Consider the following 15,128-nt stretch of genomic DNA (forward strand, 5'->3'; position numbering starts at 1 on the left):
AGGCCTACATTGTAGGCCGAGGTTTGAGGCCGGGTAAGGCGTAACAGCCTCCCGGCGAAGGGTTATTTGAGCAACGCGCCCCACTGCTCAACCCACGGATTAGATTCGCTTTCTGGCTCCGGGTGTTCACCGGCGTCGATCAGCAGCATCTCACCCACGCGCTTCGCGCTTTGCTCCTGCAGCAGAGCGTCAAACTGCTTACCGCCCCCGCAGAAATGGGTGTAGCTGCTGTCACCGAGGGCGATAATGCCGTAGCGCGTATCGGGCTGATAGCCCAGCGTGTCTTTGATTGCCTGGAAGAGCGGAACAATGCTGTCTGGCAGATCGCCCTGCCCGGTTGTTGACGTCACTACCAGCACGTACTGATCTTTATATTTTTCCCAGTCGGAAAGTGTGGGATCTTCATAGACCGTCGCTTTGTGACCCTGACTTAACAGAATCGCCTCGGCCTCTTCGGCCACCAGCAGCGAGTTACCGTACATTGTGCCGACAAAAATGCCTACTTCAGCCATGCTTCACTCCCTTCATTATCGCTATTGCTGTTCATCCTGAACGTTGCTCGCCACAAACTCAACCCTTTCATTTTCGGGGAGTTGTCCCATCCAGCCAAACTGTGACAGCGCCTGCATCCAGACGTCATCCAGCCCCGCACGGATCACCAGCGGTTCGCCGGTGAAGGGGTGGGTCAGGCTGAGCTGGCTGGCGTGCAGCATCAGGCGGTTGCAGCCAAAATGCTCGGCGGCGCTGCGGTTCTGACGCAAATCGCCGTGCTTGCTGTCGCCAATGATCGGATGACGCAGATGGGAGAGATGGCGACGCAGCTGGTGCTTGCGCCCGGTATGAGGCTCAAGCTCCACCAGCCCGTAGCGCGTGGTCGGGAATTTACCCGTGGCAACGGGCATTTCGACCGTCGCCAGACCGCGATAATCTGTCACTGCTGGCTGCGGCTCTTTATCATCACGGGCAAATTTATCTGCGATTTTATCCAGCTCTTCGACCAGCGGATAATCAAGCGTCGCTTCGTCCATCAGCCAGCCGCGCACGATGGCGTGATAACGTTTTTGAATCTGATGCTGTTCGAACTGCTGAGACAAAAGGCGTCCGGCTTCGCTGGAAAGCCCCATCAACAGGACGCCTGAGGTAGGCCTATCAAGACGGTGGACGGTAAACACGTGCTGACCAATCTGGTCACGCACGGTTTGCATCACCACAACTTTCTCGTCGCGATCCAGCCAGCTACGGTGGACCAGCCAGCCAGAAGGTTTATTGACCGCGACCAGCCACTCGTCCTGGTAGAGGATCTCAATGGTCATGCCTGGCCGCCGGAAAACAGCGTGTCCAGGCGTTGTAGTTCAATCAGCACGATATCGCGCGCCGGGTGCTGCGCATCAAGCGCCATTTCATAATAGGGGCAGATGGCAAAATCGTGGGGCAGCGGATGGCCGCCATCCAGCAGCGCGTGCAGGCGCGGGATGAGCACCCACTGCAGCCATTCAAACGGCTCCAGGGTGTCCAGACAGAATGGCTGGGTACTGGCGAAAGCCTCTTGCTGCGGCGCCGTTTCCTGCCACAGCTGATGGAGGCGCATCAGAGCTTCGATAGCGTGCAACTGCGCACGAACGCTGTCGTTATGCGTCATAAAAACCTCAACTGAAAAACTGAACGGCGCGCAGCATAGCATTCCGGGGCGCAGAAATAAAAAAAGGGAGCACTGTATAAACAGTGCTCCCGGTTCGTTTCGCAGCATTCCAGCTACAATTTGTGCTCCCTGCTCGTCCGTGACAACTTTTCCAGTGGCCGTGAGGCCTGATCGTCCGTAACCGCGCATCCTGCTCACATCATCCTGATGTGAATGTTTCATCCTGAAACGTCCTGGCCTTCCTGACCCACCGGGCATCATGTCCGGTTCTCATTCTCCGTCCTGGAGGTGTCCCTTACGCATCCTGCGTGATCCTTTTGCTTCAATCCTGAAGCCTTCCTGCCGCGCCATCCTGACGTGTCCTGTGTGAGTAACGTCATCATCCTGATGTTCGTTTCTCGTGTCGTCATCCTGTCGACGGGATATAGAATCCCCTATTACGCTTCGTCTTACAACCCACCTAATCAGGCTTACCGTTATCACTGTTGCGATGACAACGCGACATTTACAATCTAACCATATGAAATAAATCGTTATTAAATGAATAACTGATTACGTCATGCGGTTATATGACGGCGATCTCTCACAAGCCTTGTAAGAGATCTCTCACAAAGTCTGTAGCATAACGGATTACAAAACGGGGTCGAGCTGATTAAGGAATTCCGCAAGTGAGGGGGCGAGAACATCGCGTTTGCGGGTGCCGAGCGTCTCTTTGATCACTTCGCCGTTCAGGTTAGCAACAGCGATCACATCCAGTTCGCTGTCGAGCGTCGCGATAAACAGCGTCGGTGCAAGCTTCAGGCGTTTTTGCGTCACCAGATGTCCAATCAAGTTCTTCTGAACTCGCTGGAAATCCACTTCGCTCCAGGTCTGTAGCAGCGTCATCGTTTCATTGCCGAAACGGGCGCGCATATCCCCGGCAAACTGTGTGGTGTAAAACGCATGAACGGCTGGTTGTACCACAATGTCCATGGCGCGCTCAACCGCATTTACATTCTGCTGTTCCGTGAAGGGCTGTGGCTGCCAGATGATTTTATCGTCGAGCGTCGTAATAATGCACGGGGACGGCACGCCGTATAACTCTTCACTTTGCGGCCATGTGTCATGCTGTTGATGCCATGCATCGCAGTAGCGCGCAGTGAACGCCGTCAGGGCATTTGCAGTCACAATATCCACCGATTTCTCTCTTCACCTAAGACAGGATAAACTTGTGCCTATAGTTTACCTGCAAAGTGACAATGAAACATGTCTTACGAAAATCATCAGGCGTTATCAGGCTTAACGCTGGGCAAAACCACTGATTACCGCGATACCTACGACGCCACCCTGCTACAGGGCGTTCCACGCAGTCTGAACCGCGATCCGCTTGGCCTGTCCGCGGATGCACTGCCGTTTGTCGGCGGTGATATCTGGACGCTTTACGAGCTCTCCTGGCTCAACGCGCGCGGTTTGCCGCAGGTCGCCGTGGGCCACGTTGAGCTGGATTACGCCAGCATAAATCTGGTGGAGTCCAAAAGCTTTAAGCTCTATCTCAACAGCTTTAACCAGACACGTTTTGACTCCTGGGAGGACGTGCAGCGCACGCTGGCGCGCGATCTGAGTGCCTGCGCGCAGGGTGACGTGACCGTGGCGCTGTATCGTCTGAATGAGCTGGAGGGTCAGCCGGTGGCGCATTTCCACGGCACCTGCATTGACGATCAGGAGATCGAAATTGAGAGCTACGAATTCAGCACCGATTATCTGCAAAACGCGGCGGGCGAAAAAGTCGTTGAAGAGACGCTGGTCAGCCACCTGCTGAAATCCAACTGTCTGATCACCCACCAGCCTGACTGGGGCTCAGTGCAAATTCAGTATCGCGGCCCGAAAATTGACCGTGAAAAACTGCTGCGTTATCTTGTGTCGTTCCGCCATCACAACGAGTTTCACGAGCAGTGCGTCGAGCGCATCTTCAATGATATCCAGCGCTTCTGCCAGCCGGAGAAACTGAGCGTGTACGCCCGTTACACCCGTCGCGGCGGGCTGGACATTAACCCGTGGCGCACCAATACCGACTTTGTTCCGGCCACCGGACGCCTGGTTCGTCAGTAAATTTGTGAAATATGCGGGCTGTATTCCGCGTCTAAGGTTGTGAAACGTCATAAGCCAGGGCTATTGTAATCAACAGGGAAAGAAGATCTTTATCCCGTAAGGAGCTCACTTGATTACACATATTAGCCCGCTTGGCTCAATGGATATGTTGTCGCAGCTGGAAGTGGACATGCTTAAACGCACGGCCAGCAGTGACCTGTATCAACTGTTTCGCAACTGTTCACTTGCCGTTCTGAACTCCGGAAGTCTGACAGATAACAGTAAAGAGTTGCTGTCTCGCTTTGAAAGCTTTGATATCAACGTGTTGCGCCGCGAGCGTGGCGTGAAGCTTGAAGTGATAAATCCGCCGGAAGAGGCCTTTGTTGATGGGCGGATCATTCGCTCTCTGCAGGCCAACCTGTTCGCCGTGTTGCGCGACATCCTGTTTGTTAACGGACAAATTCACAATGCCGGGCGCTTCCAGCACCTTAATCTGGAAAGCTCGGCACACATGACCAACCTGGTCTTTTCCATTCTGCGTAATGCTCGCGCCCTGCACGTAGGCGAGGCGCCTAACATGGTTGTCTGCTGGGGCGGCCACTCTATTAACGAAACTGAATATCTCTACGCACGCCGCGTAGGCACCCAGCTCGGCCTGCGCGAACTGAATATCTGCACCGGCTGTGGTCCTGGCGCGATGGAAGCGCCAATGAAAGGCGCAGCGGTCGGCCACGCGCAGCAGCGCTATAAAGAAGGCCGTTTCATTGGTATGACGGAGCCTTCCATTATCGCGGCCGAGCCACCGAACCCGCTGGTGAATGAGCTGATCATCATGCCGGATATCGAAAAACGTCTCGAAGCCTTCGTACGTATCGCACACGGGATCATTATCTTCCCGGGCGGCGTCGGAACGGCGGAAGAGCTGCTTTATCTGCTGGGTATTCTGATGAATCCGGCGAATAAAAATCAGGTCTTGCCGCTGATCCTGACCGGGCCAAAAGAGAGTGCTGATTACTTCCGCGTGCTGGACGAGTTTATCGTTCACACCCTGGGCGAAGCGGCGCGTAGCCACTACCGCATTATCATTGACGATGCGGCAGAAGTGGCGCGTCAGATGAAAAAGGCGATGCCGCTGGTCAAAGAGAACCGCCGTGATACGGGCGATGCGTACAGCTTTAACTGGTCGATTCGTATCGCGCCAGACCTTCAGAAGCCGTTCGAACCGTCCCACGAGAATATGGCAAACCTGAAACTGTATCCGGATCAGCCCGTTGAAGTGCTGGCCGCGGATCTGCGTCGTGCGTTCTCCGGCATCGTGGCCGGTAACGTAAAAGAGGTAGGCATTCGCGCCATCGAAGAGTACGGTCCGTACAAAATCCACGGCGACAGCCAGATGATGCGCCGCATGGACGATCTGCTGCAGGGCTTTGTCGCCCAGCACCGTATGAAGCTGCCCGGCTCGGCCTATATCCCCTGTTATGAGATTTGCGCCTGACCGTCAGTTGCTTTCACTCAATTTAAGCCGGGCACTGCCCGGCTTTTTCATTTCTTCTGATAAAACATAGGCATTACTTATCTTATTTACATTTCCGACTCGAACGCAAACGATTACCTTGATTTTCAAACCGTGATTTATCAGCCTTAATCCAAATTACCTGCAAGAAAAAACTAAAAATCGCCATCTTTACAGCGGAAGCCACGTATCTCGCTGTCCGATCTTTCACGCCGTATGTCGTTAATGGTAGCCTTCGCGCCCGTAAATCCGCTTTGACGTTTTATTAACAGTTTTTTGGTCTAAATATGCCCACTTCAAAAGTGGATTATTGCATTTGGGATCAGGATCACTGATACATTCATTACTTAAATGTATCTTTCCGCCCGCCAATAGTTACGGGCAAAAATTATAAAAAAACCGTCATTGAACGAATTTCATATTACCGTCGGGCCCTTTTTCATCGGAATTGACTAAAAAGCCTGACTAATTGCTTCCTCCAGGAGAAATAGATGGAAACCACTCAAACCAGCACCATTGCTTCGACAGAATCCCGAAGTGGATGGCGCAAAACGGACACCATGTGGATGCTGGGCCTGTACGGTACAGCAATCGGCGCTGGTGTCTTGTTCCTGCCGATCAACGCAGGCGTTGGCGGTCTGATTCCGCTGATCATCATGGCTATCATTGCCTTCCCAATGACTTACTTTGCACACCGCGGCCTGACCCGTTTTGTGCTGTCCGGTAAAAACCCAGGCGAAGACATCACTGAAGTTGTTGAAGAGCACTTCGGCGTTGGCGCAGGTAAACTGATTACCCTGCTTTACTTCTTCGCGATTTACCCGATTCTGCTGGTTTACAGCGTGGCGATTACCAACACCGTTGAAAGCTTCATGACGCACCAGCTGCACATGACGCCGCCACCGCGCGCTATTCTGTCTCTGATCCTGATCGTGGGTATGATGACCATCGTTCGTTTCGGCGAGCAGATGATCGTTAAAGCGATGAGCGTTCTGGTGTTCCCGTTCGTGATTGCCCTGATGGTGCTGGCTTTCTACCTGGTTCCACAGTGGAACGGTGCAGCGCTGGAAACCCTCTCCCTGAGCAGCGCATCGGCAACCGGTAACGGCCTGTTGATGACTCTGTGGCTGGCGATTCCGGTGATGGTCTTCTCCTTCAACCACTCCCCGATCATCTCCTCTTTCGCTGTGGCGAAACGTGAAGAGTACGGTCAGGGCGCAGAGAAGAAGTGCTCCAGCATCCTGGCTCGCGCTCACATCATGATGGTTATTACCGTAATGTTCTTCGTGTTCAGCTGCGTACTGAGCCTCTCCCCGGCGGATCTGGCAGCAGCGAAAGCACAGAACATCTCGATTCTGTCTTACCTGGCTAACCACTTTAACGCACCGCTGATTGCCTGGATGGCGCCAATCATCGCGATTATCGCTATCACCAAATCCTTCCTCGGCCACTACCTTGGCGCACGTGAAGGCTTTAACGGTATGGTGATCAAATCCCTGCGCGGTAAAGGCAAAAGCATTGAAGTTAACAAACTGAACAAAATCACTGCACTGTTCATGCTGTTGACGACCTGGGCTGTGGCGACCATGAACCCGAGCATCCTCGGCATGATCGAAACCCTGGGCGGTCCAATCATCGCGATGATTCTGTTCCTGATGCCGATGTACGCGATTCAGAAAGTCCCGGCAATGCGTAAATACAGCGGCCACATCAGCAACGTCTTCGTTGTGATTATGGGTCTGATTGCCATCTCCGCGATTTTCTTCTCTCTGTTCAGCTAATACCTCGTGCGCCGTCTTCGGACGGCGCACTCCTCCTCTGACTGATAGCAAGGGACGCATCATGATTAGCGTATTCGATATCTTCAAAATCGGTATTGGACCTTCCAGCTCTCATACTGTCGGGCCAATGAAAGCCGGTAAACAATTCACGGATGACTTGATTTCACGCGGCATTCTGCACGACGTCACACGCGTGGTTGTCGATGTTTACGGCTCCCTGTCTCTGACGGGTAAAGGCCACCATACTGACATCGCCATTATTATGGGCCTGGCGGGGAATCTGCCGGATACCGTTGATATTGACGCAATTCCTGGATTCATTCAGGACGTGAATACTCATGGCCGCCTGCTGCTGGCAAACGGTGACCATGAAGTCGAGTTCCCGGTTGATAAGTGCATGAACTTCCATGCCGACAACCTCTCCCTGCACGAGAACGGTATGCGTATTACCGCGCTGGCAGGCGAAAAGGCGATTTACAGCCAAACCTATTACTCCATCGGCGGCGGTTTTATCGTCGACGAAGACCACTTTGGTCAGGCCAGCAACTCTTCCGTTGAGGTACCTTACCCGTACAAAAATGCGGCGGATTTACAGCGTCATTGTCAGGAAAGCGGCTTGTCACTTTCTGGTCTGATGATGAAAAATGAGCTGGCGTTGCACAGCAAAGAAGAGCTGGAACAGCACTTCAAAAACGTCTGGGATGTGATGCGCGGCGGTATCGAGCGCGGCATCACCACCGAAGGCGTGCTGCCGGGCAAACTGCGCGTACCGCGTCGTGCTGCGGCGTTGCGTCGTATGTTAGTGAGCACTGATAAAACCACCACCGACCCGATGGCGGTCGTTGACTGGATCAACATGTTCGCGCTGGCAGTTAACGAAGAAAACGCCGCAGGCGGGCGTGTGGTTACCGCACCGACTAACGGCGCGTGCGGTATCGTTCCGGCGGTGCTGGCGTACTACGATAAGTTTATCCGTGAAGTGAACGCTAACTCGCTGGCGCGCTATCTGCTCGTCACCAGCGCGATTGGCTCACTGTATAAGATGAATGCCTCGATCTCTGGCGCTGAAGTGGGCTGCCAGGGCGAAGTCGGCGTGGCTTGTTCCATGGCGGCAGCGGGTCTGACGGAACTGCTGGGCGGTAGCCCAACGCAGGTCTGTATCGCGGCGGAAATCGGCATGGAGCACAACCTCGGACTGACCTGTGACCCGGTTGCTGGTCAGGTGCAGGTACCGTGCATTGAGCGTAACGCGATTGCCTCCGTTAAAGCGGTGAACGCCGCGCGTATGGCCCTGCGCCGTACCAGTGAGCCGCGCGTTTGCCTCGATAAGGTTATCGAAACCATGTACGAGACCGGCAAAGATATGAATGCCAAATACCGCGAAACCTCTCGCGGCGGGTTGGCCATGAAAATCGTGACCTGCGATTAAACCTGTGCGCCTCGCTTTTGCGAGGCGCCTTCCCAATTCCCACGCCTCTCGTAGTTTCATCCTGCTGACAGTGTTACCCTTTATTCATTAACAGAAGGGAGATTATCTGTGGCTGTTCATTTGCTTATTGTCGACGCGCTCAACCTGATTCGCCGTATTCATGCGGTGCAAGGCACACCCTGCAAGGACACTTGCCTGCATGCGCTGGAGCAGCTTATTCGCCACAGCCAGCCCACTCACGCAGTGGCCGTTTTCGACGATGAAGCACGTAACACAGGCTGGCGGCACCAGCGTTTACCGGATTACAAAGCCGGACGCGCACCGATGCCCGACGATCTCCACGCCGAAATGCCCGCCATTCGCGCCGCCTTTGAAACGCGCGGCGTACCGTGCTGGGGCGCGCATGGCAACGAAGCCGACGATTTGGCCGCGACGCTGGCGATAAAAGTTGCGGGCGCCGGGCATCAGGCCACCATCGTCTCCACCGACAAAGGCTACTGCCAGCTACTCTCACCGACCATTCGTATTCGCGATTACTTTCAAAAGCGCTGGCTCGATGCCCCTTTTATCGCCAGTGAATTTGGCGTCTCGCCGCAACAGCTGCCTGACTACTGGGGGCTTGCCGGGATAAGCAGCTCGAAAGTGCCGGGCGTGGCCGGGATTGGCCCCAAAAGTGCTGCGCAGCTGTTAACGGATTTTCAGGATCTGGAGGGGATTTACGCCCACCTGGAGAATGTTCCCGAGAAGTGGCGCAAGAAGCTGGAAGCGCATAAAGAGATGGCGTTTATCTGCCGGGATGTGGCGCGGTTACAGACGGATTTGCAGTTAGACGGGAATTTGCAGCAGTTGCGGCTGGAGCGGTAGGTTCAGGGCAGAAAGTTGCCGGGCGGCCTTGAGTTTGCCCGGTAAGCATAGCGCTACCGGGCACACAGACAGGCGTTATCGCTCGTCGCGACGTCCACCCACGGCAGCCCACCAGCGACGGACGTGTACCGTCACTTCTTCACGGTCGTGATAAAGCTGACGCGCCTGGATTTCAGCATTGATCCCCTGGGCATTCAGCTGTTCCTGGATATACGCCAGATTCTGAGAGACCTCTTCATAGCGCTTTTTCATCGGCAGCTTAAGGTTGAAGATCGTCTCGCGACACCAGCCGTTCACCAGCCAGGTTGCCATCAGCGCGGCCACTTTCGCCGGTTTCTCCACCATATCGCACACCATCCAGGTGATGTTGTTACGGGTCGGGCGATAGCGGAAACCATCTTCACGCAGCCAGGTCACCTGCCCGGTATCCATCAGGCTTTGCGCCATAGGGCCGTTATCGACAGACGAAACCCACATGTTGCGTTTGACCAGTTGATAGGTCCAGCCGCCAGGGCACGCGCCCAGATCCACGGCATACATCCCGTTCGCCAGGCGCTCATCCCACTCATCGGCAGGAATAAAGACGTGGAACGCCTCTTCCAGTTTGAGCGTAGAACGGCTTGGCGCATCGGACGGGAATTTAAGACGCGGGATACCCATATAAAACGGCGAGTTGTTCGTCGTGTAGGAGTAACCGGTGTAACAACAGCCCGGCGCAATAAAGAAGACATGCACCACCGGACGTTTTGGCGTCTCGTAGTTTGTCAGCACGCCCACCTCACGCAGCGCAGCGCGCAGCGGAACGGTGAACTTGCGGCAAAACTTCATCAGCTCTTTGCTTTCGTTGGTGTCAGCCACTTCAACACGCAGATCTCCGCCCTTCTCGACCACGCCCTGCAGCATGCCGGAGATAGGGGAAATACGATCTTCTGGCGGCAAATCGGTCAGCAGTTCGCCCGCGGCAAACATCTGACGGGCAAAAATCAACGAGCTGAACGGTAACTTGCTAACGATCTTATCCGCATCGTCAGGCTGATAGCATTCGAACACCACATAGCCCGAGTGCTCTTTGACGCGGGCAAAGCCGAAGACTTCCAGACGTGACGCTTTGTCAGTAATTTCCGCGGCGCACTCTTTCTCAAACCCCGGGCGACAATATAAAACAACCTTACTCATGAACAACGCCCCTGCGTTTCAGACGGATAGCTCCGATAAACATCAATACCCACCCGGCGAGGAAACTGACGCCGCCGACGGGTGTAACAAACGCCCAAAGGCGCAAATGTGAAAGTGCGAGGCAGTACAAACTGCCGCTGAACAGAACGGTCCCCAGTGCGAGGAAAACGCTGCTCCAGTAGAACCAAATGCTAATGCGACGCTGCATTGCCACCGCCAGCCCAAAAATAGCCAGCGTGTGAAATGCCTGATACTCAAGGCCGGTTTGAATCCAGCCCATTTCGACGACCCCTAAGGTCTTGCTCAACACATGCGCGCCGAACGCGCCCAGTGCGACAAAAATAAAGCCACTCACCGCGGCAAAAATCAGCATGAAACGGCTGGTCATGTTTCTGTCCTAAAGTTATGCGTGCCCGGCACACAAAAGAGATGATTACTCATAACGAAAGCGGAATTTTTCTTGTTCATGTGCCGCCTTCGCCAGTATCCACTGCCGGAAGGCGGCTATTTTACCCAGTTCTGCCTGACTGTCATGACAAACCAGATAAAACGCATTCTTGCTGACCAGAACATCATTAAACGGACAGACCAGGCGGCCTGCCTCAATTTCGGACTGGGCCATCACGTTGTTTGCCAACGCCACGCCCTGTCCGTGAATGGCAGCCTGTAACACCATCGCGCTGTGGCTAAAGATGGGGCCATGCTGCACATTAATATGATTAAGACCCAACTGGCGGGTATAAGTTTGCCAGTCACGGCGGGAAGCATCATGTAAAAGTGTATGTTGCGCCAGATCGGCAGGCGTTTTCAACGCTTTGTCGCCGGTCAGCAGCAGCGGGGAGCACACCGGCAGGAGATATTCTGCGTATAATTTTTCAACACGCAAGCCCGGCCAGTTGCCGCGACCGTAAAAAATAGCGACGTCGACATCGTCCGCCAGTTTGTCTTCCTGACGGTCCACCGCCTGGATCCTGACGTCGATTCCCGGATAAGCTGAGTTAAAGCTAGAGAGTCGTGGCACCAGCCAGTGAATGGCAAAACTGGGCAATAAACTGACCGTCAGCGCACCTTTAGCGCTTCGCGCCTGCAGTTTGCGCGTCGCCTCAGTGAGCTGGGAAAAAATGTCTTTGATATCCTGAAAATAGCTCTGCCCTTCTTCCGTCAGAAGCAGGGAGCGGTTGCGGCGGCGAAACAGCTTAAGCCCCAGGAAATCCTCCAGAGACTTGATTTGATGACTTACTGCGGCCTGCGTCACAAAAAGCTCATCGGCCGCGCGCGTGAAGCTCAGATGGCGTGCTGCAGCATCAAAAACGCGTAATGCATTTAGGGGTGGTAATCGCTTCGACATGGGTATTAGGCTTAGATGTTAAAGGTATTTAACACATAGGAAACAACGTTTAACCTATTAGTTTTTTTTATCTGAGCCATTATAATTTGTCCGTTGAGGAACTACCAGCAAATACCTATAGTGGCGGCACTTCCTGAGCCGGAACGAAAAGCTTTTTTTGGAATGCGTGTTCTGAAGGGCTTTTGGCTTACGGTTGTGATGTTGTGTTGTTGTGTTTGCAATTGGTCTGCAATTCAGATCACGGTAGCGAAGCTACCCTTTTTTCACTTCCTGTACATTTACCCTGTCTGTCCATAGTGATTAATGTAGCACCGCCTATTTGCGGTGCTTTTTTTTGGTCTAAAATCTGTTACTTATCCAGTTCAACCATCTCTTTCACGTCAGTACGGTTGATCTGCTGCTTGTTCCCGTTCGCATCTTTATACGAGATCATCCCGGTCTCATTATCGGTTTTTGGCTTCCCGTCAGAGACGATAGTTCGGCCATCATTGGTATGCATCACGTAGTTGTTACCAGAACATGCGCTCAGGGCAAAAGTAAATACACAGGCAGAAATGATTGCGGCAGTCTTGTTCATAATTTTCTCCTTTAGCAATTAATGCTATTCAATCCTAGTTTTAAAACAGGCTAAAACATTCACCTAACACTATTCAGCATAACCTGCTTCTCCAGACCTGCCAGGACAAACAGACAATTCCGATAGCGATCAACAACCTTGCCCTGCCGCCGAAATTGCGCGACGATCTCCATATTGATATGAGGAATTCCATGAACGCTTTCAGTCCTGCGCATTTTCGCGCACAGTTTCCGGCGCTGGCCGATGCCGGTGTTTATCTCGACAGTGCCGCCACAGCGCTCAAGCCGCAGGCTGTGATTGACGCGACAAATCAGTTCTACAGCCTGAGCGCCGGGAATGTGCATCGCAGCCAGTTTGCCGAGGCGCAGCGTTTAACCGCGCGCTACGAGGCCGCCCGCGATCAGGTCGCGCGACTGCTCAACGCCGAAAGCGGTAAAAATATCGTCTGGACGCGTGGCACCACCGAGGCAATCAATATGGTCGCCCAGTGCTATGCTCGCCCGCTCCTGCAACCGGGCGACGAAATTATCGTGAGCGAGGCTGAGCACCATGCCAATTTAGTGCCGTGGCTGATGGTCGCGGAACAAACGGGCGCCCGGATCGTAAAACTGCCGTTGGGCGCGGATTTACTGCCCGATGTCGGGCGTTTACCCGAGCTTATCACCCCGCGCAGCAGAATTCTGGCTCTCGGACAAATGTCGAATGTCACCGGCGGTTGCCCGGATCTGGCCCGTGCCGTTGAAATGGCACACCGCCACGGCATGGTTGTGATGGTCGACGGCGCGCAGGGCGTTGTGCATTTCCCGGCAGATGTCCGCAAACTGGATATCGACTTTTACGCTTTCTCCGGCCATAAGCTTTACGGCCCAACCGGGATCGGCGCGCTGTATGGCAAACCGGAACTGCTGGCACAAATGACCCCGTGGCTGGGCGGCGGAAAGATGATCACCGAAGTGACCTTTGACGGTTTCAAAACCCAGGAGATCCCTTACCGCCTCGAAGCCGGTACGCCAAACGTGGCGGGCGTGATAGGGCTGAGCGCCGCGCTGGAGTGGCTTGCAGAGACGGACGTCGAACAAGCCGAGAGCTGGAGCCGTGGGCTGGCCACACTTGCAGAAGAAGAGTTAAAAAAACGTCCCGGATTCCGCTCGTTCCGCGTCCAGGATTCCAGCCTGCTGGCGTTTGATTTTGCCGGTGTGCACCACAGCGATATGGTCACCCTGCTGGCCGGATACGGTATCGCCCTGCGCGCCGGGCAGCACTGTGCACAGCCGCTGCTTGCGGCACTCGGCGTCAGTGGCACGCTGCGCGCCTCGTTTGCCCCCTACAACACGCAAAGCGACGTTGATGCCCTGGTGGCGGCCGTCGATCGCGCCCTTGAACTCCTGGTGGATTAATGACGAGCTCATCCTTAGCCGGGCACCCTTTCGGCAGCGTGATCACTGAAGAGACGCTGAGACAAACGTTCCTCCCGCTCACCCAGTGGGAAGATAAATACCGCCAGCTGATTTTACTGGGCAAGCAACTCCCCACACTTTCTGATGCGTTAAAAGCGCAGGCGAAAGAAATTCCAGGCTGCGAAAATCGCGTCTGGCTGGGTGTCACGACATCCGGGGAGAAGCTGCATTTCTTTGGCGACAGCGAAGGGCGGATCGTGCGCGGTTTACTGGCAGTGCTGCTCACCGCCGTGGAAGGCAAAAGCGCCCGGCAATTGCTGGAAGGCGATCCGTTGGCGCTGTTTGACGAGCTGGGGCTACGCGGGCAACTGAGCGCCTCACGCAGCCAGGGCCTGTTCGCACTCAGCGAAGCGGTGCTGAACGCCGCCCGTCAGGTTCAGGCCTGACGGTTGGCTTTGGCCATCATTTTCTTCAGGGCATGAGAGACAGCGACAAAACCAAAGGTTGCGGTGACCATTGTCGCCGCGCCAAAGCCCGAGGCGCAGTCCATTCGTTTCGGCCCTTCTGCGGTGCTTTTCATGGCACAGACGGAGCCATCTGCCTGCGGATAGACCAGCGCTTCAGTTGAGAACACGCAGTCTACGCCCAGCTTACCTTTACTGTTTTTCACCACGTTAAAATCGTTTTTCAGCCTTTCACGCAGTTTAGCCGCCAGCGGATCCTGAATGGTTTTCGCCAGATCCGTCACCTGGATCTGCGTCGGATCGATTTGACCGCCCGCCCCGCCCGTGGTCACTAATGGGATCTTGTAGCGTCGGCAATAGGCAATCAGGGCCGCTTTCGGACGCACGCTGTCGATTGCGTCAATCACGTAGCTAAAGCCGGTGCCCAGGTATTGCGCCACATTATCGGCGGTGACGAAATCATCAATCACCGTGACACGACATTCCGGGTTAATCAGGCGGATGCGATCTGCCATCACTTCTGCTTTCGCCAGGCCAACGTTATCGCGCAGGGCGTGGATCTGACGGTTGGTGTTGGTGACGCAAACATCATCCATATCAATAAGAGTAATCGCGCCAATGCCGGTTCGCGCCAGCGCCTCGGCCGCCCAGGAGCCGACTCCGCCAATACCGACTACGCAGACGTGCGCATCCGCAAACAGTTGCAGGGCTTTTTCACCATATAAACGCGCCGTACCGCCAAAACGTTGACGCCAGGCATCGCTGATTAACGCAGACATAAGACCTCAGGATGTAAAAAGGGTGAGGTTTTATCCTCACCCTGCCCTTCTCCATCACAGGAGAAGGCGGTAAATATTACGCGCTAGATTACCA

At 54.5% G+C, this 15,128-nt stretch carries 16 protein-coding genes; 7 read left to right on the forward strand and 9 right to left on the reverse strand.

What is annotated here, in order from left to right; genetic code table 11:
* Window positions 1-62: 62 nt before the first annotated feature.
* The 4 genes from ABIE11_RS12250 to syd form a co-directional block, all read right to left on the reverse strand.
* Window positions 63-512, reverse strand: coding sequence for a flavodoxin (locus tag ABIE11_RS12250; protein ID WP_429184589.1), 450 nt, complete (start codon window positions 510-512; stop codon window positions 63-65).
* A 21-nt stretch (window positions 513-533) separates the two neighbouring features.
* The gene (truC, locus tag ABIE11_RS12255) at window positions 534-1,313 is read right to left on the reverse strand and encodes a tRNA pseudouridine(65) synthase TruC (RefSeq protein WP_231275102.1); all 780 of its coding nucleotides are present in this window, start codon (window positions 1,311-1,313) and stop codon (window positions 534-536) included.
* Window positions 1,310-1,639 (reverse strand): YqcC family protein, encoded by a 330-nt coding sequence (locus ABIE11_RS12260; RefSeq protein WP_100780825.1) that lies wholly within the window; start codon window positions 1,637-1,639, stop codon window positions 1,310-1,312. The genes truC and ABIE11_RS12260 overlap by 4 nt, the downstream gene beginning before the upstream one ends.
* A 630-nt stretch (window positions 1,640-2,269) precedes the next feature.
* Complete coding sequence (gene syd, locus ABIE11_RS12265) at window positions 2,270-2,815, reverse strand: SecY-interacting protein (RefSeq protein ID WP_429184590.1); 546 nt, start codon at window positions 2,813-2,815, stop codon at window positions 2,270-2,272.
* A 69-nt stretch (window positions 2,816-2,884) separates the two neighbouring features.
* On the opposite strand from syd, the gene queF reads away from it, so the two are divergent.
* The 5 genes from queF to xni all read left to right on the forward strand — a co-directional run bounded on the left by queF (window position 2,885) and on the right by xni (window position 9,293).
* Window positions 2,885-3,727 carry an NADPH-dependent 7-cyano-7-deazaguanine reductase QueF gene (gene queF / locus ABIE11_RS12270; RefSeq protein ID WP_429184591.1) on the forward strand — a complete coding sequence of 281 codons (843 nt, stop codon included), beginning with the start codon at window positions 2,885-2,887 and terminating at the stop codon, window positions 3,725-3,727.
* A 109-nt stretch (window positions 3,728-3,836) separates the two neighbouring features.
* Complete coding sequence (gene ppnN, locus ABIE11_RS12275; protein WP_100779107.1) at window positions 3,837-5,201, forward strand: nucleotide 5'-monophosphate nucleosidase PpnN; 1,365 nt, start codon at window positions 3,837-3,839, stop codon at window positions 5,199-5,201.
* A 509-nt stretch (window positions 5,202-5,710) separates the two neighbouring features.
* Complete coding sequence (locus tag ABIE11_RS12280; protein ID WP_100779106.1) at window positions 5,711-7,000, forward strand: HAAAP family serine/threonine permease; 1,290 nt, start codon at window positions 5,711-5,713, stop codon at window positions 6,998-7,000.
* A gap of 61 nt (window positions 7,001-7,061) precedes the next feature.
* Window positions 7,062-8,429, forward strand: a complete 1,368-nt coding sequence (locus ABIE11_RS12285) for an L-serine ammonia-lyase (RefSeq protein WP_102104661.1) — start codon at window positions 7,062-7,064, stop codon at window positions 8,427-8,429.
* 108 nt (window positions 8,430-8,537) lie between these two features.
* On the forward strand, window positions 8,538-9,293 hold the full coding sequence (gene xni, locus ABIE11_RS12290) for a flap endonuclease Xni (RefSeq protein WP_102104662.1): 756 nt from the start codon (window positions 8,538-8,540) through the stop codon (window positions 9,291-9,293).
* 75 nt (window positions 9,294-9,368) lie between these two features.
* On the opposite strand, the gene rlmM is transcribed toward xni, so the two are convergent.
* From rlmM to ABIE11_RS12310, 4 genes are all read right to left on the reverse strand, one after another.
* Window positions 9,369-10,469 (reverse strand): 23S rRNA (cytidine(2498)-2'-O)-methyltransferase RlmM, encoded by a 1,101-nt coding sequence (gene rlmM / locus ABIE11_RS12295; RefSeq protein WP_100779103.1) that lies wholly within the window; start codon window positions 10,467-10,469, stop codon window positions 9,369-9,371.
* Window positions 10,462-10,857 (reverse strand): DUF423 domain-containing protein, encoded by a 396-nt coding sequence (locus tag ABIE11_RS12300; RefSeq protein WP_100779102.1) that lies wholly within the window; start codon window positions 10,855-10,857, stop codon window positions 10,462-10,464. Before ABIE11_RS12300 ends, rlmM begins: the two co-directional genes overlap by 8 nt.
* 45 nt (window positions 10,858-10,902) lie before the next feature.
* On the reverse strand, window positions 10,903-11,817 hold the full coding sequence (gene gcvA / locus ABIE11_RS12305; RefSeq protein WP_095283191.1) for a glycine cleavage system transcriptional regulator GcvA: 915 nt from the start codon (window positions 11,815-11,817) through the stop codon (window positions 10,903-10,905).
* A 349-nt stretch (window positions 11,818-12,166) separates the two neighbouring features.
* Window positions 12,167-12,394, reverse strand: coding sequence for a YgdI/YgdR family lipoprotein (locus tag ABIE11_RS12310; protein ID WP_100779101.1), 228 nt, complete (start codon window positions 12,392-12,394; stop codon window positions 12,167-12,169).
* A 191-nt stretch (window positions 12,395-12,585) separates the two neighbouring features.
* On the opposite strand from ABIE11_RS12310, the gene csdA reads away from it, so the two are divergent.
* The gene (csdA, locus tag ABIE11_RS12315; RefSeq protein WP_429184592.1) at window positions 12,586-13,791 is read left to right on the forward strand and encodes a cysteine desulfurase CsdA; all 1,206 of its coding nucleotides are present in this window, start codon (window positions 12,586-12,588) and stop codon (window positions 13,789-13,791) included.
* Complete coding sequence (gene csdE / locus ABIE11_RS12320; protein WP_429184593.1) at window positions 13,791-14,237, forward strand: cysteine desulfurase sulfur acceptor subunit CsdE; 447 nt, start codon at window positions 13,791-13,793, stop codon at window positions 14,235-14,237. Before csdA ends, csdE begins: the two co-directional genes overlap by 1 nt.
* On the opposite strand, the gene tcdA is transcribed toward csdE, so the two are convergent.
* Window positions 14,228-15,034 (reverse strand): tRNA cyclic N6-threonylcarbamoyladenosine(37) synthase TcdA, encoded by an 807-nt coding sequence (tcdA, locus tag ABIE11_RS12325; protein WP_123428642.1) that lies wholly within the window; start codon window positions 15,032-15,034, stop codon window positions 14,228-14,230. The two genes, csdE and tcdA, sit on opposite strands and share 10 nt — an antisense overlap.
* Window positions 15,035-15,128: the final 94 nt, after the last annotated feature.

This window comes from Lelliottia sp. 489, assembly GCF_050435885.1.
In the GTDB taxonomy this organism is placed as follows: domain Bacteria; phylum Pseudomonadota; class Gammaproteobacteria; order Enterobacterales; family Enterobacteriaceae; genus Enterobacter; species Enterobacter nimipressuralis.